The following is a 21,392-nucleotide window of genomic DNA, read 5'->3' as shown; positions in this document are numbered from 1 at the left end:
CTGCCCTACTGCCCTACTCCCCTAGCCGAGCATCATGACTTACCAATCCCCAATCTCCCCCGGCCGCTCCTGGTACGAGGACACGGCCGGATCAAGGCCCGAATATCCGGCGCTCGACGGCGACCGGACATGCGACGTGGTGATCGTCGGCGGCGGCTTTACCGGCCTGTCGGCTGCGGCTCATCTCGCCAAGTCAGGCGCGGATGTCGTGCTTATCGAAACGCATCGTTTCGGTGACGGCGCATCGGGCCGCAATGGCGGCCAGCTCGGCACCGGACAGCGGGCCTGGGCAGAGGAGCTGGAAGCGGAATACGGCTTTTCCTGCGCCAAGGCGCTGTTCGACCTGGCCGAAGAGGCCAAGGCGCATCTCCTCGACTTCGCCGCGGTGCACCAGATCGAGATCGACTATATGCCCGGCCAAATGTCGGTGGCGCACAAAAAGCGCTATGTCGACGACTACAAGGCGCATGCCGAGATCATGGCAAGCCGGTTCGGCTATCCGCACATCTCATTCATGGATGCCGCGGAGACAGCCGAGCGGCTCGGCTCGACGCATTATTTCGGCGGCACCCGCGACACGGGCACCGGCCACATCCATCCGCTGAAGCTGGTGATCGGCACCGCAAAAGTCGCGGCACAGGCCGGCGCAAAGCTTTTCGAGCAGACACCGTCGACCGGCATCACCTCCGGCGGCGGCAAAGTGAGGGTGACGACGCCGAAGGGCACGATCATCGCCGGGAAGTGCTTGATCGGGGTCAACGCCTATGGCGGCACGCTCGAGCCGGTGAGTGCTTCGCATATCATGCCGATCGGCTCATTCATCGGCGCAACGGTACCGCTGGGCGCCGATTCCAAAGTGTTGCCGGGTGGCGAGGCGGTCGACGATTCGCGCTTCGTCGTGCGCTATTTCCGCAAATCGAAGGATGGGCGGCTGCTGTTTGGCGGGCGCGAGATCTACGCAGTCAACGATCCCAAGGACATTCACATCCACATCCGCCGGCAGATCGCCGAGATCTATCCGGCACTGAAGGACATTGAGATCACCCATGGCTGGGGCGGCTATGTCGGCATCACCGTACCGAGAAAGCCGTTCGTGCGCGAAGTCATGCCCAATGTGATCTCGGTCGGTGGTTATTCCGGCCACGGCGTCATGCTGTCCAATTTTTTCGGCAAGCTTTATGCCGAGACGGTCGCCGGCAACCGCGACCGGCTGAAGCTGATCGAGGATCTGAAGATTCCGCCTTTCCCCGGCGGCCGGCGTTTCCGCGCGCCACTGCTCTTTCTTGCGCTCAACTGGTACGCGTTGCGGGACAGGATTTAACCAGGCGTTGCAGAATCCTTAACCAGGGCGCAGAATCCCCGCCAAGGGCGCAGTGATGCCACAATCGCGGGCGAAAGATGATGCTCGTGGGCAGCTGAACGGGGAATTTTTGCGGGCCTGCCCGCTTTTGGTTTGGGAACGATGCCGATCGAAATGCCGGCTCTCCGGCATCGGTCGTGAGAACATCGGCCCGCAAATGGAGGTGGCAAGTGTGAGAGAGCCCTTCAGTTTCGGTGCGCCGGAACGACGGCGCCTTGCGATGCAATTCGGTTACGATATGCGGCCGACGTTCTGGCACGGGGTCCGGTCGAACGCGCATCTCGTGATCGCTGCGCTTGGCACGGCAGCACTGCTCGGCGTTGCCGCAGTGGCGCTGTGGCTGGCCTTGCCGGCCAATGAACGACAGGCGGCGGCGAGCCCTGAGCAGACCGTTCCGACCATTCCGGTCAAGACGACGAAGATCATGCCTTCCAAGGTCGCTGCGGCGCCGCGGACGACGGGCAAGGCCGACGCGGTTTCCCCGGCGGTGGCCGCGGCGGAAGCCGACATACCGGCGCTGGCTCCCAACGATCCCCGCTGGACGGGACCAAAGACGGCATCGGCCGCCGCCACAGCAGCATCCGACCAACTGGCAAGCCAGACCGATCAGGCGGCCGATAAATCGTCTGCTTCGGTGGCATTCGCCGATCCGGCAGCGAAACCCGACGCTGCGGCATTGTTTGCCAAGGTGGCGGCTCCCGGCAGCTCGACGAAAAACACAGGGCCCGACGGTGCGCAGACCGCTGCCATCCCCACACCCAAGCCGCAACTGCCGACGCAGTCCGCGAGCGAAGACGACAACAGCACCAAGGCAAAATCCGGAAAAACCAATACTGCCGGTACCGGACGCATCCTGAGATCCGTCACCATGCGCACCGGCCCAAAGAAGAATGCGGCCGCCATTCTCACCGTGCCGGCCAAGACCTCGGTGCAAGTGATGAGTTGCAAGCAGTGGTGCCAGATCGTCTACAACGGCAAGCGCGGCTGGGTCTACAAGAGCTACGTCAAAACCGGGGCGTAGGACAGACAGAGCGATCGCGGCTCGGATCGCTCGCCATCAGCCGCCTGTCGCCGGATGGCCTAGGGGTTCAAATGCAACGGCCGCCGTCGACCTCCAGCGCCACGCCGGTGATGAAAGCTGCTTCATCCGATGCGAGCCAAAGCGCGGCATTGGCCACGTCAAGCGGCGTCGAAAGCCGGCCGAGCGGGATCGATGCGCGGAACTTCTCGCGGATCTCGGGTGTGTCGGCGCCCATGAATTTCTCAAGCATGCCGGTCTCGCCGGCGACCGGGCACAGGCAGTTGACACGGATGTTCTTTGGCGCGAGTTCCACCGCCATCGATTTGGTCGCGGTGATCGCCCAGCCCTTCGATGCGTTGTACCAGGTGAGACCAGGCCGCGGCCTGATACCGGCCGTGGAAGCCGTCGTCAGGATGACGCCGCCGCCTTGCCGCTCCATGGCCGGCACCACGGCAAGTGCTGCGTTGTAGATTGCCTTCATGTTGACTGACGTGATCAGGTCGAAGGTCGCTTCGTCGACTTCCAGCATGTCACCGTTGCGATGGGTGTAACCGGCATTGTTGACCATGATGTCGATGCGACCGAAGGCGCTCATTGCAGCATGGACCATGTCGTCGAATTCGGACCGCAGCGAGACGTCGGTCTGGGTCCAGATCGCCTTTTCGCCGATCTCGCCGGCGACGCGCTCTGCGTCCTTGGCGTTCAGATCGGCGACAACGACCCGCGCGCCCTCCTCGGCAAAGCGCCTGGCCATGCCCTCGCCAAAGCCCGAGGCAGCGCCGGTGATGATGGCGACCTTGTTTTGGAGGCGCATGCCTTTCTCACTCATCGTTGAAGACGATCGACGACGCGTTTGGCCATGGCCATCGAAAGATGTGTGTCCATTGCCGATTTCTCCTTTGGCTTTCGCCTTGATCCCGCTCTATGCTGCACCTGCGAACGCTCCCGGAAGCATCGCTTGCCGACAAGCCTCCGGCCAGAGCCGGTGTCAAGAGCACACGCGGATGTGACGCAATGACACTGGCAAGTTTAAATCGATTAGATTATATCAGCCGCGTTATCGCGACCGGCGTCAGAGCGGACAGACCATGACCAGCCAGATCATCCCCGTCGACCCTTTCGACTTTATTATTTTCGGCGGCACCGGCGATCTGTCGGAACGCAAGCTTCTGCCGTCACTGTACCACCGGCAGCGCGACCACCAGTTTTCCGAGCCGACGCGCATAATCGGCACATCACGTTCGAAGATGACCGATGAGGAATTCCAGTCTTTCGCCAGGCAGGCGATTGCCGATCATGTGAAACCGGAAGATATCGACGCCACGGAACTGAAAACGTTCCTCGCACGGCTCTCCTATGTCCCGGCCGACGCAACCACAGGTGCCGGCTTCGACAGGCTGAAGAAGGCGATCGGCGACAGCGAACACATCCGCGCTTTCTATCTGGCGGTGGCGCCGGCGCTATTCGGCGACATCTCGCACAAGCTGAAGGAGCACGGGCTGATCACGCCGAATTCGCGGATCGTGCTGGAAAAGCCGATCGGCCGCGATCTCGCTTCGGCGCGCGCGCTCAACGACCTGGTCGGCGACGACTTCCATGAAAGCCAGATTTTCCGCATCGACCACTATCTCGGCAAGGAGACGGTGCAGAATTTGATGGCGCTGCGCTTCGCCAACGCGCTCTACGAGCCGTTGTGGAATTCCGCCAATGTCGATCATGTGCAGATCACCGTGGCCGAGACGGTCGGCCTGGAAGACCGCGTCACCTATTACGACAAGGCTGGCGCGTTGCGCGACATGGTACAGAACCACATGCTGCAGCTGCTCTGCCTCGTCGCCATGGAGGCGCCGTCGTCGATGGACGCCGATGCCGTCCGTGACGAAAAACTGAAAGTGCTGCGGGCGCTGAAACGCATCAACGGCAACGAAGCGCCCAAGCACACGGTGCGTGGGCAATACCGTGCCGGCGCCTCGGCCGGCGGGCCGGTGAAGGGCTATGTCGAGGAACTCGGCAAGAACAGCAACACCGAGACCTTCGTTGCGCTCAAGGCCGAGATCGGCAACTGGCGCTGGGCCAGCGTGCCGTTCTACCTCCGCACCGGCAAGCGGCTGGCGACCCGCGTTTCGGAGATCGTTATCGAATTCAAGCCAATCCCGCATTCGATCTTCGGCGAGAGCGCCGGGCCGATCTCCGCCAACCAACTGGTCATCAGGCTGCAGCCCGACGAAGGCGTCAAGCAGTTCATCATGATCAAGGATCCGGGCCCGGGCGGCATGCGGCTGCGCCAGATCCCGCTCGACATGAGTTTTGCGCAATCCTTCGACGGCCGCGCGCCCGATGCCTATGAGCGGCTGATCATGGACGTCATCCGTGGCAACCAGACGCTGTTCATGCGCCGCGACGAGGTCGAGGCTGCGTGGAAATGGATCGACCCGATCCAGGACGCCTGGGAAAGCGGAAGGCAAGAGGCGCAAGGCTACACCGCAGGCACATGGGGCCCCTCGGCCTCGATTGCGCTGATCGAACGCGATGGGCGGACATGGCACGAGAGCAATTAGGCGGCGCCTACAACTGGCACGAATTTGCCGGACGCCAGGAGTTGGCGACAGCGCTTGCCGGCCACGTCGCCGGCCGCCTGTCAAAGGCGATCGCCGAGCGCGGCACGGCACTGCTTGCAGTCTCGGGCGGCACGACGCCGGCGAAATTCTTCGCGGCGCTTTCGACCGTTCCTATCGCCTGGGAAAAGGTGACGATAACATTGGTCGACGAGCGCTTCGTGCCGCCCTCGTCGCCGCGCTCCAATGCCGGTCTGGTTGCCGCCAACCTGCTGCAGAACGCGGCCGCCGCCGCGAATTTCGTGCCGCTCTACCACGCTGCGGCAACTATCGCGGGCGCAGCGGTCTCCGACAGTGAGGCGCTGCAAGTGCTGCCCTGGCCCCTCGATGTTGTTGTGCTCGGCATGGGAACTGATGGCCACACCGCCTCGTTCTTTCCGGATGCCGACAACCTGGCAAGATTGCTCGATCCGTCGTCGCAAAGGATCGTGCTTCCGGTTCACGCGGCAAGCGCCGGCGAGCCGCGGCTGACGCTGTCACTGGCGCGGATCATCAATGCCGGCTTCATCGCGCTGCATATCGAGGGCGCGGAAAAACGCACCGCATTCGAGGCCGCGCTTGGAGTTGGAACACGAAAGCCCATTCGCGCCGTGCTCGATGCAACTCAAAAGCCCGTAGAGGTTTTCTGGGCACCCTGATCTCAACTTGGCTGCAGGTCCCGGCAACAGCCGGAAGGTGTTTGCGGGACCTCGCCTGAAAGGACCGACCGCCATGACCGCAAGACGCGACATCGAAGCCATCACCCAGCGCATCCGTGAGCGCTCCAGGCCCGGTCGCGAGGCTTATCTCGGCCGCATCGCCGAAGCCTCGAACCGCACCGCCAACCGGGCCGTGCTGTCCTGCGGCAACCTGGCCCATGGCTTTGCCGTGTGCAGTCCTTCCGAAAAGGTGGCGCTTGGCGGCGACCGGGTGCCGAACCTCGGCATTATCACCTCCTATAACGACATGCTGTCGGCGCATCAGCCTTTCGAGACGTTTCCGGCACTGATCAAGGACGCGGCCCGCGAGGCCGGCGGCATCGCCCAGGTGGCCGGCGGCGTGCCCGCGATGTGCGACGGCGTAACCCAGGGCCAGCCCGGAATGGAGCTGTCGCTGTTCTCGCGCGACGTGATCGCCATGGCCGCGGCGATCGGCCTGTCGCACAACATGTTCGATGCCGCCGTCTATCTCGGCGTCTGCGACAAGATCGTGCCGGGGCTGGTGATCGCGGCGCTGACCTTCGGTCATCTGCCGGCGGTCTTCATCCCGGCCGGGCCGATGACGACCGGCATTCCGAACGACGAAAAGGCCAAGATCCGCCAGCTCTATGCCGAGGGCAAGGCGGGGCGGGCCGAACTGCTCGAAGCCGAATCCAAATCCTATCACGGGCCGGGAACCTGCACTTTCTACGGCACCGCCAATTCCAACCAGATGCTGATGGAGATCATGGGCCTGCACACGCCTGGCGCCTCGTTCGTCAATCCGGGCACGCCGCTGCGCGACGCGCTGACCAGGGAAGCGACCAAGCGGGCGCTGGCGATCACAGCGCTCGGCAACGCCTACACGCCAGCCGGGCGGATGATCGATGAGCGCTCGATCGTCAACGGTATCGTCGGCCTGCACGCCACCGGCGGTTCGACCAACCACACCATCCATTTGATCGCCATGGCGGCGGCGGCCGGCATCGCCATTACCTGGCAGGATATTTCCGACATCTCGGAAGCGGTGCCGCTGCTGGCGCGGGTCTATCCGAACGGCCTTGCCGATGTGAACCACTTCCACGCCGCCGGCGGGCTCGGCTTCCTGATCCGCGAACTGCTCGACGCAGGCATTTTACATGAGGATGTGCAGACGGTGTGGGGCGAAGGGCTGCGCCCCTACGCGGTCGAGGCCAAGCTCGGCGCCGATGGCGGCGTGGTGCGCGAGGCCTCGCCGCGCCAGAGCGGCGACGAGAAGGTGCTGGCGCCGTTCAAGAAGGCGTTCCAGCCGAGCGGCGGGCTGAAAGTGCTTTCAGGCAATCTCGGCCACGCCGTCATCAAGACATCGGCGGTCAAGCCGGAGCGGCGCATCATCGAGGCACCGGCCAAGGTGTTCGACAGCCAGCAAGGGCTGAACGAGGCGTTCAAGGCGGGGTCGCTGACCGGCGACTTCATCGCCGTCATTCGGTTCCAGGGCCCGAAGGCCAACGGCATGCCGGAATTGCACCGGCTGACCACCGTGCTCGGCATCCTGCAGGACCGCGGCCAGCATGTGGCGCTGGTTACCGACGGGCGCATGTCGGGTGCCTCCGGCAAGGTGCCGGCGGCGATCCACGTGACGCCGGAAGCGGCGGAGGACGGGCCGATCGCCAGGATTCATGACGGCGATATTATCAGGCTCGACGCCGAGGCCGGAACGCTCGAGGTGCTGGTGCCGGCCGGCGATTTCGCACTGCGCCGGCCCGCGGACAGCGACCTCATAGGCAATGAATTCGGCTTCGGCCGGGAGCTCTTCGCCGGGTTCCGGCAGATGGTGGGCCGCGCCGACCATGGCGCGAGCGCCTTCGGCGTGGCGTGACTTTTTCGGCCATGAGGAAGAGCGGCTGGTGGCCGCTCTCCCTTGGATCTATTGAACCGTCAGCTCGGCTCGCGCGCCGGCCCTGACCGTTACCGCGCCTTCCTTCGAGCTGCTGTCCGACTTCTCCGAAACCACCGCGTAGTCGCCAACCGACAAGGTGGCCTGATACTTCTGGTCATAGGCGTAGCCGACCGACTTGCGGGTTCCATCGATGTTCTTCTTGGCCTCGAATATCTCGATCTTCGAGGCCCCTGGCGCGGTGATCGCCAGCACGCCGGCGTTCATGGCGATCTTCAGATCCTGATGTTCGCCAATTTTGACACTGAACGGCTGCTCGGCCACCGCGAGATCGACGGTCGCGACCATTACATAATCGTCGGGCGGCAGATCGAACTTGCTGTCGGGGCCGTAGGCATAGGTCACCTCCTGCCTGGTCCCGCCGATGTCCTTTTTCGCCTGGAACACCTTGAAGCCGACGCCAGAACCCTCGGCCTTGTCGCCACCGGCAGCATAGTAGGCGTTGGCGACGACATGCCCGACGCCGACGATGATATCCTTGTCGATGACCCTGCCGGCGGCAAGCGGGACCGTCTCGGTAACCACGCCCTGGCCGATCGTGACGGTCACCTTCTCGTCGCCGGCCGGCAGCACGACTTTCGTGTCGCCATAGTAGGTCGGCAGGGTGTCGACGCCCGGATAGGCGATCACGACCGCCGCGCCGCCGTCAACGTCCGCCCCTTCGCTTGGCCGCGGGTGGATAACCAGCGTGCCGGCATTCAACGTGAAGAGCGGCTTGGCGACCTGGCCAGGCTCGATCTTGATCTTCTGTTCGGCCTTGGCCTCGCCGGCGCGCGCGACGACGATATAGTCGCCCGCCTCCAGATTGCCCTTGTAGGCGCCGTACTCGGTGGCGACGGGATCGCCGCGCGTGCCGTCGGAATTCGCCTTGTAGATCTCCCAGGCATTGCCGTCGGTGACGGGATCGCCACCTTCGGCAAGCACGACGGTGGGCACGAAATTGGACTCCGCCGGCTGGGCAGGCGCCGGCTGGGGAGCAGGCTGCGGGGCGGCAGCCGGTTCAGGAGCGGATGGCGGCGGCGCAACGGTCTCGACGAGGGCGTCCTGCAATGCCTTTTCATCCGATGCTTCGATATATTTGCCGCCGGTGTTATCGGCCAGGCAGGCGACCTGCTTGCCTTCGGCAGCCGTCAGGCCAAAGCCGACGACATCGACGGTGAAGTCGATGCCGGCAGCCTCAAGCTCCTTGCCGAGCGCACAGGGATCGCCGCTGCATGTCTCGATGCCATCGGTGATGAGAACGACCGTCGCCTTGTCCTCGGTGTATTTCAATGCTTCCGCCGCTTGCTTGACAGCGGCGGTCAGCGGCGTCTTGCCCTGAAATTTCAAGCTGTCGGCCGCGGCTGAGATCGCACTTGCCGAGCCTGCCTGCGGCGGCACGATGAGTTCGATGTCGTCGCAACTGGCCTTCTCGCGATGGCCATAGGCCATGAGGCCGATTTCCTCATCGGCCGGGACCGATTGCAGCACGTTCCGCAGCGATTGACGGGCGATTTCGAGCTTGGGCTTGCCGTCGATCTGCGCCCACATCGAGCCGGAGGCATCGAGAATGACGATGACGCGATCGGCGGCGAAACCGAACCCCGTCGTCCAGAGCAACAGGGCCGCCGCAGCGACGCTCCGCACAAATCCCGCCATCAAAATCTCCCCCGTCAGTCGCCGCCGCTCGGCGCCGGAACGCTATTTGACGCCGCGTCGCGACACAAGCCCGGACGGAGTACGAAGCTGCGTCGCCTCTCTGCCAAACCCTCAATAGGTCGTGCGGCGTTCCTCGGAAGGCGGCCGGCCGAATTGCAGCCGGTAGCTCTGGGCAAAATAGGAATGCGAGGTGAAGCCGGTGGCGATTGCCACGTCGAGGATCGGCATGTTGGTCTGGCGCAGCAATTCGCGCGCCCGCTCGAGCCTGAGCCGCATGTAATAGCGCCCGGGCGTCACACTGAGATGGCGCAGGAACAGGCGCTCGACCTGGCGCACCGACAGGCCCGCCGACTTGGCGAGCTGCACCGCCGACAGCGGCTCGTCGAGATGGTCGGCCATCAGCTCGACGATGCGGCGCAGCTTCTCCGACTTGCCGGTCAGGTCGCGTTCCGGGCCGACGCGCTGGCGGTCCCCGGCCGAGCGGATGCGCTCATGCTGGAACTGGTTGGCGACGCCATTGGCGAGACTCGAGCCGAAATCGCCGCGCACGATTTCCAGCATCAGGTCGATCGAGGTGGTGCCGCCGGCGCAGGTGTAGCGCTTGCGGTCGATCTCGAAGACGTTGCCGGTGCAGTTGATGTCCGGAAAGCGTTCGAGGAACCCGGCGCGGTTTTCCCAATGGATGGTGCAGCGATAGCCATCGAGCTGGCCTGCTTCGGCAAGCAAATAGGAGCCGACCGAAAGCGCGCCGAGCGCATTGCCGCGCCGGCCCCAGCTGCGCAGCGCCGCCAGCACCTTGCTCTTGCCGGGAAATTCCGTCGTCAGCCCGACCGAGACGAAAAGGATATCGACCGGCGGCAGATCGACAACGGCGTAGTCGATCTTGAGCGGCAGGCCGTTGGAAGCCATGACGGCATCGCCGTCGGCCGACACCGTCGTCCAGCCATAGAAATCGCGGCCGAGCAGCCGGTTCGCCGACCGGAACGTGTCGATTGCCGCGGCCAGCGAGAACATGGAGAACTTGTCGACCAGCAGAAACCCGAACTGCCGGCCGCCCTGAACGGGATCATTGGTGACCGGCCGTTCTAAGGGAACAGTGAGGTTCGGCAAGGACGCTGCTCTCTGGTCAGAAGGAAGGCCGTTTCAACCCGGCTGCGAGGTAGGCGGAAGCTAGCGTGTTGGCCATCAGCATGGCAATGGTCATCGGCCCGACGCCGCCAGGCACCGGCGTGATGGCGCCGGCCGCCTTCGCTGCTTCGGCAAACTCGACATCGCCGACGAGGCGGGTCTTGCCTTCACCCTTTTCAGGTGCGGCGATGCGGTTAATGCCGACGTCGATGACGGTGGCGCCAGGCTTGACCCAGTCGCCGCGGACCATTTCAGGCCGGCCGACGGCTGCGACCAGAATATCGGCGGTGCGGGCAAGCGCCGGCAGGTCCCTGGTGCGGCTGTGTGCGATGGTGACCGTGCAGTTGGCGGCAAGCAGTAGATTCGCCATCGGTTTGCCGACGATGTTCGAGCGCCCGACGACGACCGCATTGAGGCCGGACAGATCCTTGCCGCGCACCCGTTCGATCAGCAGCATCGAGCCGGCCGGCGTGCAAGGCACGAAGGCGGTCTCGAGCTCGCCGGTGCCGAGCTTGCCGACATTGATGAAGTGGAAGCCGTCGACATCCTTCTCCGGCGCGATGGTCTGGATGACTTTGCCGGCATCGATATGGCCGGGAAGCGGAAGCTGCACCAGGATGCCGTTGATGGCCGGATCGGCGTTGAGCTGGCCGATGATCTTCAACAGGTCCGGCTCGGAGGTCTCGGCCGGCAGCGTGTGCTGAACCGAATGGAAGCCGCATTCCTTGGCGGTGCGGGATTTGGAGGCGACATAGACCTGGCTCGCCGGATCCTCGCCGACGATGACCACCGCGAGGCCGGGCTGCCGTCCGCCCTTTTCCGCCAGTTCGGCGACCAGGGCCTTGACCCGCCGCACCACGTCTTCGGCGACGCTTTTTCCGTCAATCAACTCAGCCATGAACCACCCTCGACGCCGATCGCCTAAGCCTGCCGCGTTAAAGCATCCCCGCGGCGTACTCCAGATACCTTTTATGCATGTCGTTGCCCAGAACCATGCGCAGCCGGGCGGACATGCAGCGCGGCATTTTCACGAAAATCGAGCCGGGCAATCCCGTCAATGCGCCGTCCCATGCCGCTAACTCGAAACCGGCATGTTTTATTCGACGCTTAGAAATAGCGGCGCGTGCGGTTTTCGGTGAGCTCGCGAACCGCTTCGCGGAATTCACGCAGGCTGGCACGGATTTCCTCGATCTGGCTTTGCTGATCGGCGGCTTCCGAAACCTGATTTGCCTCCTTCGACCAGGCCTGAGTATAGGCCGAATGCTGCGGCGTGGGTTGCTGCGGATAAGGTGTCTGTCCGGCATAGAGCGGCTGTGGATGGAAGGCAGGCGGCATCGCTGCGCTGGAATTTGTCGCGGCGGAAGTCTCGCCGGACGCCATCTCCTCCGGCGCTCTGCCGGGCATGAGCCTGCGCAGCGCTGACAACACGGTACCGATCGGACCCCGACGCGCTGCCCGGTACGCTTTGTCCTCAGCGGGACCGGCATCGCGGCCGCCAACGGAGCCAGCGGGGTCGAACAATACATCGGCAGCTGCAGGCTCTTCCGTCAGTATGGTGGCGGCCTCCGGCCCATCAGGATGGAGCTGGCTTGTGCCGGCGGCTGCCAACAGGATCGGACTGGCACGCGCCTCGCGGCGCGACCGGGCGAGACGATGCCGTGTGGCGGCATCCTCGCGCCATGACGCGCCTGCACGGTCCTCTAGCGAAACCAGCGATGCTTCGTCCTCGTCGCGCACTGCCTCGACGAGCGACAGCAAGGACAGCTCGTTCCTCCGGTGTTGACGATTATCCCTGTAAGCCATGGTTCCTGGAGCTTTCCCCTAGGGCTGGGACGTAGCGACCGCCCACTGGTTAAGCGATGCTAAACAGGCATAGGAAATAAAAGGTTAATTTGGTCGGCTGAGAGACCTCGTTTCCCGCCTTAAGACAATGCCATCGAGTTCGTCGCCCGCGATTGGTCGATCACTCGAAAAATGGCGGGATGTCGGTTAGGGTTGGAGGCAGACGTTCCATTGTTCATGAAGTCGCCATCTTGAACACCGTCAGAATTCGGGGGAGGCTATCCGTATGATAACGCCAGACACTCCGTTTGCGCTGATGCTGGAGATGCACGCTGTGCTCCTTCGGAGTTCCGGTGCTTAGTCTGCTGGCAGGGACCGCAATCCTTGCTTTGATACGCCCATGGCGCTTTTCTTCAGGGGCCGTGGCGGCTTGCAAGATGGCTATGGAGTCGGCGTCGTTGCCGTGGCAGTTGTGCTTGGTTGGGGAGGATTTCTTGTCGGCTTTGGTGCGCTGTTGGAGAATCCAGGCTATCGCTCCCACCTCGTCTGCAATCCCTGTTTTTAGTCTGGGATGGGCCGAACCTGGCCGTCCAGAGTGATCGGGTCAGGACTGACCGAGCCCGATCAGGCGGCGAAAGCGGCGACATAACCCGGCCCCTGATCAAGGTCCGAGAGGGGCTTCCCCGTCCGCCCATGAACGTCTATGGCAAAGCCAACCTTTCGAATGGAGAGCTTCGATGACGATCAGGCTTGTTCTCGCCGGTTGCGGCAATATGGGCTACGCCATGCTCTCGGGCTGGCTGAAAGCCGGCAAGCTCGCTCCGGCTGCGGTGTTCGTGGTCGAGCCCAATGCCGAGTTGCGCAAGCGTGCCGAAGCACTGGGCTGCGCTGCTGCCGCGGATGCCGGCGTCATCCCGGCGGACGCCGTGCCGGCCCTCGTCGTCCTTGCGGTCAAGCCACAGGTGATCCGCGACGTGACGGCTGGCTACATCCGCTTCAACGATGGCCGAACCACTTTCCTCAGCATCGCCGCCGGGACGCCGGTCGCCACGTTCGAAGGCATTCTCGGCGACCGCGCGCCGATCGTGCGCTGCATGCCCAACACGCCGGCGGCTATCGGCAAGGGCATGATGGTGGTGTTTTCCAACAGGCTGGTTTCCGAGGACACCAAACGCCTTGTCGCCGACCTGCTTTCGGCAAGCGGGCAAGTGGCCGGTATCGATGACGAGGGCCTGATGGATGCGGTGACGGCAGTCTCCGGATCCGGTCCAGCCTATATATTCCATTTCATCGAAGCGCTGACCGTGGCCGCCGAGAAGGCTGGCCTGCCGACCAGGACTGCCAAGCTCTTGGCCATGCAGACGGTCTACGGCGCCGCATCGCTGGCCGCCGAAAGCGGCGAGGAGCCCGGCGTGCTCAGGCAGCAGGTGACCAGCCCCAACGGCACCACGGCTGCGGCCCTTGCAGTACTGATGGGCGAGGACCGGCTGACACGCCTGCTCACCGAGGCGGTGGAAGCGGCGCGGCTGCGGTCGGTAGAGCTGGGGAAGTAACAGCTGTCGAGGCGTGGGTCGGCCGTGCGTTTCAGGGGCAATAGCAAACGCTCTGTAGCGATCCTTCGCGCCCCCCTCTGTCCTGCCGGACATCTCCCCCACAAGGGGGGAGATTGGCAGTTTGGGCGCTCCGCTCACGAACTGCGATGTTGGAGATTGGCGAAAGCCGGCGTGACGTCCGATCTCCCCCCATGTGGGGGAGATGTCCGGCAGGACAGAGAGGGGCGCTGTCCCGCCGACGTCAAAGTTTCTGCACCGCACCTAACCCGCCCCATACAGCATCTCGTCCTGCAGCCGGCGCAAGGCGAATAGCCTGGTCGTCGGGTCGGGCGCGGCATTGTCGGCGGTGAGCAATTCGCCTTTCCTCACCGGTTTCAGCACCTTGCCGCCTTCGAGCAGGCCGACGGGCACGGCGTGGTGGGCGCGAGCCTCCTCGACGGTCATGGTCCAGGAGCGGTAGCAGGTCTCGCCGATCGCGTCGAACGTCTCGCCTGCCGCCAGATCGCGCTTGGCCACGGCGCAGACCTCGGCCACCGGCCTCGGCAGCGGCACCATGTCGGGCTTGCCGTAAAGCGCGATACGGGCGGCCGTCAGCGGCACTTCCAGCGAGGTCAGATGGTAGGGCCTGAAGAAGCTGTAATAGGGGCCGTGGCCGATATGCAGATCGTCCATGCGCTCGATGATCCGCGGATGAGTCGCCTCGACGATGACGAAGACACCGGGCGCCACGCCCTTGCCGACGGTATAGTCGACAACGCCCTTCTTCGACAGGATGCCGCCCTGCTCGCGCGGGATCAGCACCTTGACCAGCTCGTCACGGTCGGCCTTGGGGCCGTGCATGCCGGGAACGTCGGGTACCAGCCCAGTGGCGTTGGCGATGGCGCACATCTCGACCATGGTTTTCGAGCCGTCGACGAACTCGACCAGCATGCGCGGATTCATGTTGCGGCGCAGCGCTTCCGCGCGGTAGTCGTCGGGAACGGCGTCGTGGTTGAGAGGGTTGTTCTTGCCCTTGCCGGCGGAGACGATGGTGTAGCCGAGCGCCGAGGCGAACTCGATCAGCTCCATGCAGCTCGACGGCTCGTCGCCGGCGCCGACCGAATAGACGACGCCGAGCCGGTCGGCCTGCTGCTTGAGGTAGCAGCCAATAGTGACGTCGGCCTCGACATTCATCATCACCAGATGCTTGCCGTGCTGCATCGCCATCAGGTCGAAATCGGCGGCGACGCCGGGCTTGCCGGTGGCATCGATGACAACATCGATGAGCGGATTGGTGACCAGCATCTCGTTCGAGGTGATTGCGATCTTGCCGCTCTCGATCGCCTGGCTGACCTTCGAAGCGCTGTCCGCTTCGGCTGCCATTGCCTCGTCGCCATAGGCGATGCGGATGGCGTCACGCGCTGTATGCGGCCGGCGGGTCGAAATCGCGCAAACCGAAATGCCCGGCATCAACATGCCTTGTGTCACCAGATCGGTGCCCATCTCGCCCGAACCGATGACACCGATGCGCACCGGGCGGCCTTCCGCCGCGCGCTTGGCAAGATCCCGGGCAAGCCCAGTCAAGGCGACATTGGTCATGCTGGAAACGTCCACTGCTTTTTTGATTTGAAGCGGGAATAGCAGGGAACGGCAACCCTTTGCCAATCGAAACCGGCCGCGGCCACCTTTTCCTGTGCGCTATTGCAATTCGGCCAGCAAGGCTTGTGCCTCGGCAAGGTTCTTTGCGGAGCCGGCGGCAAGGTCGTCCATCTTGCCATCCCGAAAGATGACGAGCGCATGCTGGCAGGCGGCTATCGCTTCCTCGGCCATTGCCTTCTGCTTGCGAGCAGCACCCAGATCGGTAAGCACGTCGCACAGGCTGTCCTCGGTGAAAGCGATGCCCGGCACCGAACCGATCTTCTTCTGCACGGCGATGGCCTCGCGCAGGATCGGCACCGCCTCCTCGAATTTGGCGACGTTGTTTCCGGCGCGGCCGGCGAGCGTCAGCTGATAGCCGATCTCGTTTTGCATGCTCGCCCAGCGCTCGGGGTCGCGGTCGCGGTCGACCTGGTCTGCCAATGCTCGGTAGACGGCGACCGCCTCGTGGAACAAAGCCGGCGAAGGCTCTTTCGCGCCGATCATGCCAAGCACATTGGCCAGGCTTGCCTGCGTGCTGGCCCAACGTTCGGGGGCGCGGTCGCGCGAGCGCACGCTCTGGATCGAACGATAGATGCCGGCCGAACGCTTCAGCAGGGCAACGTCGTCGCGCCAGTAGCCCAGCGTCGAAAGCGCGCTGGCCAGATTGGTCTGGTTGCGCAGCCATTCGTCGGCATCCCTGTCGCGGCTTATCACCGTCAGTGCCGCCTCATAGGCCTGGACAGACTTGGCCATGGCGTCCGGGTCGGAACTGGCGTTTGCCTGCATCATGCGGGCATTGCCGAGGTCGCCTTCGACCGAAGCCCAGAGCGAGCGGTCGGGCAGCGTGGCATAGACGGCCAGTGCCTTTTCATGCGCGGCCGCCGCCTTCTGGTAGAGCGACGGGTCATTGGCGCTGCCGGCAAGGTAGTAATAGGCGCTGCCGAGTTCGTTCTGCAGCTGGGCGTGATCTTCCGGCACCGTGGCGAGGTCGTAGAAGGGCAGCGCCGCTTCAAGCGCCGTCGCCGACTGGTTGAACGCTTCGCCGTCCTGCGTGCGGTCGCCCAGAACCAGGAGCACATGGCCGAGACCCCATTGCGTTGCCGCCCAAGCGTCGGGGTCGCTGTCACGGCTCTGCACTTCGAGCGCCGCGCGATAGGCCACCGCCGAGCGCTGGAGCGCCTCGTCCGAACCGCCATCGGCCTTGCCGAGCATGGAAAGTGCTGCGCCCAGCCGGTACTGCGTCTTCGCCCAGTCCTTCGGGGCGCTCTCCTTGGTTCGCACGGTGAGCGCTGCATCATAGGCGGCGACCGCTTCTTCAAGGATCGCTTTGTCGCGAGCACGGTCGCCCCAGGTCGACAGCGTGTTGCCGAGACTGTGCTCTATTGAGGCGAATTCGAGCGGCGCGGCGGCGACGGTATAGACCTGCGAGGCCTCGCGATAGGCGGACGCCGACTTCCGGAGATAGTCGATGCCGGTGTCCCGATCGCCAAGCGTCGCATAGACCGAGCCCAGATTCTGGTTCAACGAAGCCCAGTCGAGCGGCAGCTTTTCGCGCGGATATTCAGAAAGTGCGGCCTCATAGGCAGCGACCGCCTTGAGCAGCGCGTCATTGCCGGCCTGCCTGGCGCCGAGACGCTGCAAGGCATTGCCAAGCGTCAACTGGCCGTTTGCCCAGCTGGCCGGCGCATGGTCGCGCGTCCACACCGTCAGTGCGGCCTCTGCCGCCTTCCGAGCGCGTTGCAGCGTAGCAATGTCGCCATTGATCTGGCCGATCGATTCCAGCGCCGAACTCAAATTGTTCTGGATCGTCGCCCATTGCGCCGGCGCGCGCTCGCGCGTCATTTCCTCCGTCGCCGCCTGATAGGCGGCAACGGCCTGCTCAAGCGTCGGTACGTCTTGTTCACGCTCGCCGAGGCGGAACAAGGCCGCGCCGAGATTGACCTGGCTCAACGCCCAGTCGAGCGGCACGCGCTCCCTGCGGTATTCGGTCAGCGCGGCGCGATGCGCTTCGATGGCGGCGCGAAAGCTGTCGCTGGTGGCTTGGCGCTCACCCAGTTCGGAGAGCACGATGCCGAGATTATTCTCAGTCGCCGCCCATTCGAGCGGCAGCTTTTTCGACACTTGCACCTCGAGCGCCGCGCGGAACGAGGCAACGGCATTGTCGAGCAACGTCGTGCCGTTCTCGCGCTGGCCGAGCCGCCAATAGACGGTGCCGAGATTGCCTAGCGTCGAGGCCCAGTCGTCCGGATTGGCGTCGCGCGTGTAGACGCTCAGCGCCTGATCGAAGGCGGCTGCCGCTTTGTCGAGGTCTTCGCGGCCGGCCTCGCGCTCGCCCAGCGTCGACAGTGTGGTGGCGAGATTGTTTTGCGTGGCCGCCCATTGCCGCGGGCTGTTTTCGCGCGACACATAGGTCAGCGCCTTTTCATAGGCAGCGACCGCCTGCACCAGAAAGGCGTTGTCGCCCGAGAAAGAACCATGCGCGGAGAGCGCCTGGGCCTCGGCTGCCTTGTAGAACCAGGCTTCATGGTCGTCCCATTTCTCGACCTGCTCATAGGCCTTGGCATAGTCCTGGGCTGCCGCCTGATAGCTGAAGGAGATTTCGTAGGTTTTGGCGCTGTCGCCGAAAACCTCGGCAAACTCGAAACGACGCGCCTTGAGGTCGGCTTCAGCCTGGTCGACGGTCTTCGACAGTTCGCCAACGCGGGCCTTGGCCTGTTCATGGATTTTCTGCGCTGCTTCCAGCGCGCCTTCCTGCACCGCTTGTTCGGCCAGTTTTGAAAGCCGGACGATTTCCGGATCCTGGCTCTTCAGCGTCGCCTGCTCGGCCAGTACCTGTTTCAGCCGCTCGGTCTGGCCGCGCAGCAATGTGTCGAGCTCGGCTGCATCCCTGGGTGTCTCGGTGCCCAGCGTCTTCAGCATGGCGTAGAGCGCGTCCATCGGTACGCCGCCGTCGCGGGCGATCGTCTCGATCTGGCGGCGTTGCGGGTCGGGCAGCGTCGAGATCGTCAGCAGCAGCCGGCGGCGCTCTGTGAGGATCTCGCCCTCCTCGCCTTTCGGCACCTCGGCGGGCGTGCCGAAATAGAGCAGCCGGCGCAGGCTCTCATTGACCCAGGGCCGCTGCCGGCCGCCGGTCTTGAGATAGACCTCCTCGCCGACCATGCGCAGCACAGTGCCGAATTCCTCGCCGCCCATCGTGTCGATGTGACGCAATATGGCTGCCGCGTAGGGGCTGTTGCCGTCGGCGGGACCGTCGAGCGCCACCTTGCCGGGCTCGGCGGCAAAGCCGATGACTTGGCCCAAGCTGTCGTTGCCAGAACCGCTGTCGTCGGCCGAACCCTTGGCCGGCGCGCTGTCTTTTAACGCCACGACGCTGCGGGTTTCGCCGAGGCCGCCGGCGCCGATCGGCTTGCCGGCTTCACCCGGCTTGAGTTTCAAAAGCGTGCCCGGCGGAAACGGGTCGTTGCGGCAGGCATCGAGCAGCACGATGGTGACCGGCACCTTGGCCTTCAGTTCGGCCACGATCGACGACAGCGGGACCAGCTTCTCGCCGGCATCCTCGAGCGCCGCAATGTCGGCATCGACGGGCACCAGGAAATTCTCGCCACCGGCTTCGATGCCATGGCCGGAATAGTAGATAATGGCGACGTCGGCACCCTCGGCATCGTCGACGAAGCCTTCGAGGTCGCGCCGCAATTTGCGTGCGTCGCGATTGGTCGCGACATCGGTTTCGAAGCCGAGCCTGTCGAACATCTCCTCGATGGCGCGGGCGTCGTTTTCCGCATTGGGCAGCTTGCCGACATGCTCATAGTCGGACTGCCCGATGACGAGCGCGACGCCTTTTAGCGCCTTCGGCTCCTCGCCCCGAGCAGGAACCAGCGCGCACAAAAGCAGCGCGGCAAACGCCACGCCTATGCGCCCTGTTGCACCTGGAAACAACATCGCCCACCCCAACCCAGCGTGCAATCTTCCACAGCGCCATGGCATCATGATGGCCGGCGCTTGGCAAGTGTTCGGGCAAGAGGTGTTCTTGTCGTGGCCTGTCGTGCCGCTCCGTTGCGATCTTCGCGCCCCTCCCTCGCCCAGCGCTGCGCCGCCGCTACTTGTTTGTTGACAGCATGCGAGGCCCACATGTGGAATTTGGCAGCAGAGAGCTGGAGGCTCCTCAAGCAGAGCGTCCTCGGCTTCATCGATGACAATGCGCTGAGCCATGGGGCGGCGATAGCTTTTTATGCCACGACCTCGCTTGCGCCGATCCTGCTGATCGTCGTCGCTATCGCCGGCATGGCCTTCGGGCACGAGGCGGCACAACTCGCCCTTTCGGCACAGATCGCCGGCCTGATGGGACCGCAAAGTGCCGAGCTGCTGCAGGCGACGATCGAAAACGCTTCGCAGAAGGAAGCGGGAACCCTTGCCAGCATTCTGGGGCTGGTCACGCTGTTCGTCGCCGCATCCGGCGTGTTCGGCGAAATGCAGCTGGCGCTGAACGAAATCTGGAAAGTCAAACCGAGGGCAGCAACGATCTCACGGCTGGTGCGGGCACGCATTGCAAGCCTGGGCCTGGTCGCCGCTCTCGGTTTCCTGCTCCTGGTGTCCTTGGTTGTAAGCGCCGCGATTTCGGCGCTCGGAGACGTCATCAACGCCTATCTGCCGTTCGGCACCATCATCCTGAGCGCGGTCAACGGGATTGTCTCGTTTGCCCTGATCGCGCTGCTGTTTGCCGCGATCTACAAGGTGCTGCCCGACCGCAGTCTGCAATGGCGCGATGTCGGCCTTGGCGCCGTCGTCACCGGGTTTCTGTTCACCATCGGCAAGTCGCTGATTGGCTGGTATATCGGAACCAGCGCTTTCGCATCGTCGTACGGCGCGGCCGGCGCCCTGCTCGTCGTGCTGTTGTGGGTCTATTATTCGGCCGAGATATTTCTGCTGGGCGCCGAATTCACGCGAGCCTATTCGGTTCGACACGGCAGCCGGTCCGATTTGAAGAACAAGGTGGAATTGCATGACAAATGAGTTCACGCCGAAATTCGACCTGGCCGGCAAGGTGGTGCTGGTCACCGGCGCCTCGCGCGGCATCGGAGGCAGCGGCAGGCGGACTGCAGTGGTCAAACCTGGTGTCCGGCTTTCTCATCCATTGCCGGCGAGCCAACGGACCATGTTCGCCGTCAGTTTTCCGTAGAACGGCCATGCGAGAAAATCCTGCGAGAGCCAATGCGGGCCGATATCGGTTGCCCAGGCAATCGTGCGGCCGCGGCCGTGGCTGCCGACGGCAAGGAGCGGCCAGTCGGTGCCGCGGTGGCGGCAGGTCGCCAGAAGCCGGGATGAACCGTCGCGCCTGAATTCCAGCTTGTTCATGCCGAGGATCGGCGGCAAAGGCCCCTCCACCCCGGAAAAAATCGGATGTGACGGCTGCAGGATGGAGGCCTGCAGGCCTTGCGGCACCTCCATGCCGTCGCAGTAGGGTAGGCAACGGACCGGCAGAACGTCCTCGACCGGGGTGTCGTGGAACCGCGCCGTCCCGAACATGCCCTGAAAGCCCATATAGCCGCCGGCTAGCATCAGCCCGCCGCCACCTTCGACATAGGCCTTGAGCAGATCGAGGCGGTTGACGCCGACACGCCCGGCGCGGGCATCCGGCGTCACCAGCAATGTCAGGGCGCCGACGTCGGAGATCACCACCGCGTGATATTGGGCGAGCCCATCGAGGTCATAGGGAAACTCCGCGCTGCAACGCTCACCGCCGATCTGCGTGACGGCGATGCCCTCAGTGGCCAGCGCGGCATTGAAGGCCGTCGCGCCATTTGTCGAGGTCGCACTTGTAAGCACATCGCTACCGACGGCGACCGACGTCGTCGCCGCAAAGGTTTCGCCCGCAAGCAATATCTTCATTGCCGCCCCGCACTGTTTTCATTCGAGAGATTTAGGAAGGGCGCCGGTTGGACCGGCGCCCCCCGGAGTTAGAACTACCAAGGATGAGAACTTGAACACGGCCAGATTTTAGGGGGTGAAGATATTGGATGGTACAAGGGAGTTGGATTATAGACAAAAGACGCTTGCGACGACAAGTT

At 63.9% G+C, this 21,392-nt stretch carries 16 protein-coding genes; 8 read left to right on the top strand and 8 right to left on the bottom strand.

Annotation, left to right across the window (positions count from 1 at the left end; translation table 11 throughout):
- Positions 1-34 precede the first annotated feature (34 nt).
- Together NKG95_RS28160 and NKG95_RS28155 are read left to right on the top strand one after the other, a co-directional pair.
- Positions 35-1,321: an NAD(P)/FAD-dependent oxidoreductase gene (locus tag NKG95_RS28160; protein ID WP_353043100.1), complete on the top strand. Its 1,287-nt coding sequence runs from the start codon at positions 35-37 to the stop codon at positions 1,319-1,321.
- A gap of 259 nt (positions 1,322-1,580) precedes the next feature.
- The gene (locus tag NKG95_RS28155) at positions 1,581-2,381 is read left to right on the top strand and encodes an SH3 domain-containing protein (protein ID WP_245278604.1); all 801 of its coding nucleotides are present in this window, start codon (positions 1,581-1,583) and stop codon (positions 2,379-2,381) included.
- Positions 2,382-2,448: 67 nt separating this feature from the next.
- Here NKG95_RS28155 and NKG95_RS28150 read toward each other — a convergent pair whose 3' ends face one another.
- Positions 2,449-3,195: an SDR family oxidoreductase gene (locus tag NKG95_RS28150; protein ID WP_023719410.1), complete on the bottom strand. Its 747-nt coding sequence runs from the start codon at positions 3,193-3,195 to the stop codon at positions 2,449-2,451.
- A gap of 274 nt (positions 3,196-3,469) precedes the next feature.
- Here NKG95_RS28150 and zwf point away from each other — a divergent pair, with 274 nt between their 5' ends.
- The 3 genes from zwf to edd all read left to right on the top strand — a co-directional run bounded on the left by zwf (position 3,470) and on the right by edd (position 7,531).
- The gene (gene zwf / locus NKG95_RS28145; protein ID WP_352482393.1) at positions 3,470-4,939 is read left to right on the top strand and encodes a glucose-6-phosphate dehydrogenase; all 1,470 of its coding nucleotides are present in this window, start codon (positions 3,470-3,472) and stop codon (positions 4,937-4,939) included.
- On the top strand, positions 4,921-5,634 hold the full coding sequence (pgl, locus tag NKG95_RS28140) for a 6-phosphogluconolactonase (RefSeq protein WP_352482394.1): 714 nt from the start codon (positions 4,921-4,923) through the stop codon (positions 5,632-5,634). The genes zwf and pgl overlap by 19 nt, the downstream gene beginning before the upstream one ends.
- A 73-nt stretch (positions 5,635-5,707) precedes the next feature.
- A complete protein-coding gene (gene edd / locus NKG95_RS28135; protein WP_352482395.1) occupies positions 5,708-7,531 on the top strand; it encodes a phosphogluconate dehydratase in 1,824 nt (607 codons plus the stop codon).
- 48 nt (positions 7,532-7,579) lie between these two features.
- Here edd and NKG95_RS28130 read toward each other — a convergent pair whose 3' ends face one another.
- The 4 genes from NKG95_RS28130 to NKG95_RS28115 form a co-directional block, all read right to left on the bottom strand.
- A complete protein-coding gene (locus NKG95_RS28130; RefSeq protein ID WP_352919755.1) occupies positions 7,580-9,247 on the bottom strand; it encodes a vWA domain-containing protein in 1,668 nt (555 codons plus the stop codon).
- Positions 9,248-9,358: 111 nt separating this feature from the next.
- Positions 9,359-10,357: a GlxA family transcriptional regulator gene (locus NKG95_RS28125; RefSeq protein WP_023719415.1), complete on the bottom strand. Its 999-nt coding sequence runs from the start codon at positions 10,355-10,357 to the stop codon at positions 9,359-9,361.
- A 16-nt stretch (positions 10,358-10,373) separates the two neighbouring features.
- Positions 10,374-11,273, bottom strand: coding sequence for a bifunctional methylenetetrahydrofolate dehydrogenase/methenyltetrahydrofolate cyclohydrolase FolD (gene folD, locus NKG95_RS28120; protein ID WP_352493826.1), 900 nt, complete (start codon positions 11,271-11,273; stop codon positions 10,374-10,376).
- A 209-nt stretch (positions 11,274-11,482) separates the two neighbouring features.
- A complete protein-coding gene (locus NKG95_RS28115; RefSeq protein ID WP_353043099.1) occupies positions 11,483-12,133 on the bottom strand; it encodes a hypothetical protein in 651 nt (216 codons plus the stop codon).
- A 761-nt stretch (positions 12,134-12,894) separates the two neighbouring features.
- On the opposite strand from NKG95_RS28115, the gene proC reads away from it, so the two are divergent.
- Positions 12,895-13,710, top strand: coding sequence for a pyrroline-5-carboxylate reductase (proC, locus tag NKG95_RS28110; RefSeq protein WP_352939309.1), 816 nt, complete (start codon positions 12,895-12,897; stop codon positions 13,708-13,710).
- Between the two features lie 261 nt (positions 13,711-13,971).
- Here the strand turns inward: proC and NKG95_RS28105 are convergent, their stop codons facing one another.
- Both NKG95_RS28105 and NKG95_RS28100 read right to left on the bottom strand, forming a co-directional pair.
- Positions 13,972-15,288, bottom strand: coding sequence for an NAD(P)H-dependent oxidoreductase (locus NKG95_RS28105; protein WP_352791931.1), 1,317 nt, complete (start codon positions 15,286-15,288; stop codon positions 13,972-13,974).
- A gap of 99 nt (positions 15,289-15,387) precedes the next feature.
- Positions 15,388-19,233 carry a caspase family protein gene (locus NKG95_RS28100; RefSeq protein WP_353043098.1) on the bottom strand — a complete coding sequence of 1,282 codons (3,846 nt, stop codon included), beginning with the start codon at positions 19,231-19,233 and terminating at the stop codon, positions 15,388-15,390.
- 222 nt (positions 19,234-19,455) lie between these two features.
- Between NKG95_RS28100 and NKG95_RS28095 the strand changes: the two genes are divergently transcribed.
- Both NKG95_RS28095 and NKG95_RS28090 read left to right on the top strand, forming a co-directional pair.
- Positions 19,456-20,337 carry a YihY/virulence factor BrkB family protein gene (locus tag NKG95_RS28095; protein ID WP_023719423.1) on the top strand — a complete coding sequence of 294 codons (882 nt, stop codon included), beginning with the start codon at positions 19,456-19,458 and terminating at the stop codon, positions 20,335-20,337.
- Positions 20,327-20,503 (top strand): hypothetical protein, encoded by a 177-nt coding sequence (locus NKG95_RS28090; protein WP_353043097.1) that lies wholly within the window; start codon positions 20,327-20,329, stop codon positions 20,501-20,503. Before NKG95_RS28095 ends, NKG95_RS28090 begins: the two co-directional genes overlap by 11 nt.
- Here the strand turns inward: NKG95_RS28090 and NKG95_RS28085 are convergent.
- Positions 20,452-21,213 (bottom strand): glutamine amidotransferase, encoded by a 762-nt coding sequence (locus NKG95_RS28085; RefSeq protein ID WP_353043096.1) that lies wholly within the window; start codon positions 21,211-21,213, stop codon positions 20,452-20,454. The genes NKG95_RS28090 and NKG95_RS28085 overlap by 52 nt on opposite strands.
- Positions 21,214-21,392: the final 179 nt, after the last annotated feature.

It is taken from the genome of Mesorhizobium sp. M1423 (genome assembly GCF_040317575.1).
Classification (GTDB): domain Bacteria; phylum Pseudomonadota; class Alphaproteobacteria; order Rhizobiales; family Rhizobiaceae; genus Mesorhizobium.
This window is presented reverse-complemented; position numbering and strand designations above follow the sequence as displayed.

What these genes read in the sequence shown, in the direction of transcription:
- zwf (WP_352482393.1), top strand. Translation starts at nt 3,470, where the DNA reads ATGACCAGCCAGATCATCCCCGTCGACCCTTTCGACTTTATTATTTTC.
- NKG95_RS28160 (WP_353043100.1), top strand. Translation starts at nt 35, where the DNA reads ATGACTTACCAATCCCCAATCTCCCCCGGCCGCTCCTGGTACGAGGAC.
- folD (WP_352493826.1), bottom strand. Translation starts at nt 11,273, where the DNA reads ATGGCTGAGTTGATTGACGGAAAAAGCGTCGCCGAAGACGTGGTGCGG.
- NKG95_RS28130 (WP_352919755.1), bottom strand. Translation starts at nt 9,247, where the DNA reads ATGGCGGGATTTGTGCGGAGCGTCGCTGCGGCGGCCCTGTTGCTCTGG.
- NKG95_RS28105 (WP_352791931.1), bottom strand. Translation starts at nt 15,288, where the DNA reads ATGACCAATGTCGCCTTGACTGGGCTTGCCCGGGATCTTGCCAAGCGC.
- NKG95_RS28155 (WP_245278604.1), top strand. Translation starts at nt 1,581, where the DNA reads ATGCAATTCGGTTACGATATGCGGCCGACGTTCTGGCACGGGGTCCGG.
- NKG95_RS28095 (WP_023719423.1), top strand. Translation starts at nt 19,456, where the DNA reads ATGTGGAATTTGGCAGCAGAGAGCTGGAGGCTCCTCAAGCAGAGCGTC.
- proC (WP_352939309.1), top strand. Translation starts at nt 12,895, where the DNA reads ATGACGATCAGGCTTGTTCTCGCCGGTTGCGGCAATATGGGCTACGCC.
- edd (WP_352482395.1), top strand. Translation starts at nt 5,708, where the DNA reads ATGACCGCAAGACGCGACATCGAAGCCATCACCCAGCGCATCCGTGAG.
- NKG95_RS28150 (WP_023719410.1), bottom strand. Translation starts at nt 3,195, where the DNA reads ATGCGCCTCCAAAACAAGGTCGCCATCATCACCGGCGCTGCCTCGGGC.
- NKG95_RS28090 (WP_353043097.1), top strand. Translation starts at nt 20,327, where the DNA reads ATGACAAATGAGTTCACGCCGAAATTCGACCTGGCCGGCAAGGTGGTG.
- pgl (WP_352482394.1), top strand. Translation starts at nt 4,921, where the DNA reads ATGGCACGAGAGCAATTAGGCGGCGCCTACAACTGGCACGAATTTGCC.
- NKG95_RS28085 (WP_353043096.1), bottom strand. Translation starts at nt 21,213, where the DNA reads ATGAAGATATTGCTTGCGGGCGAAACCTTTGCGGCGACGACGTCGGTC.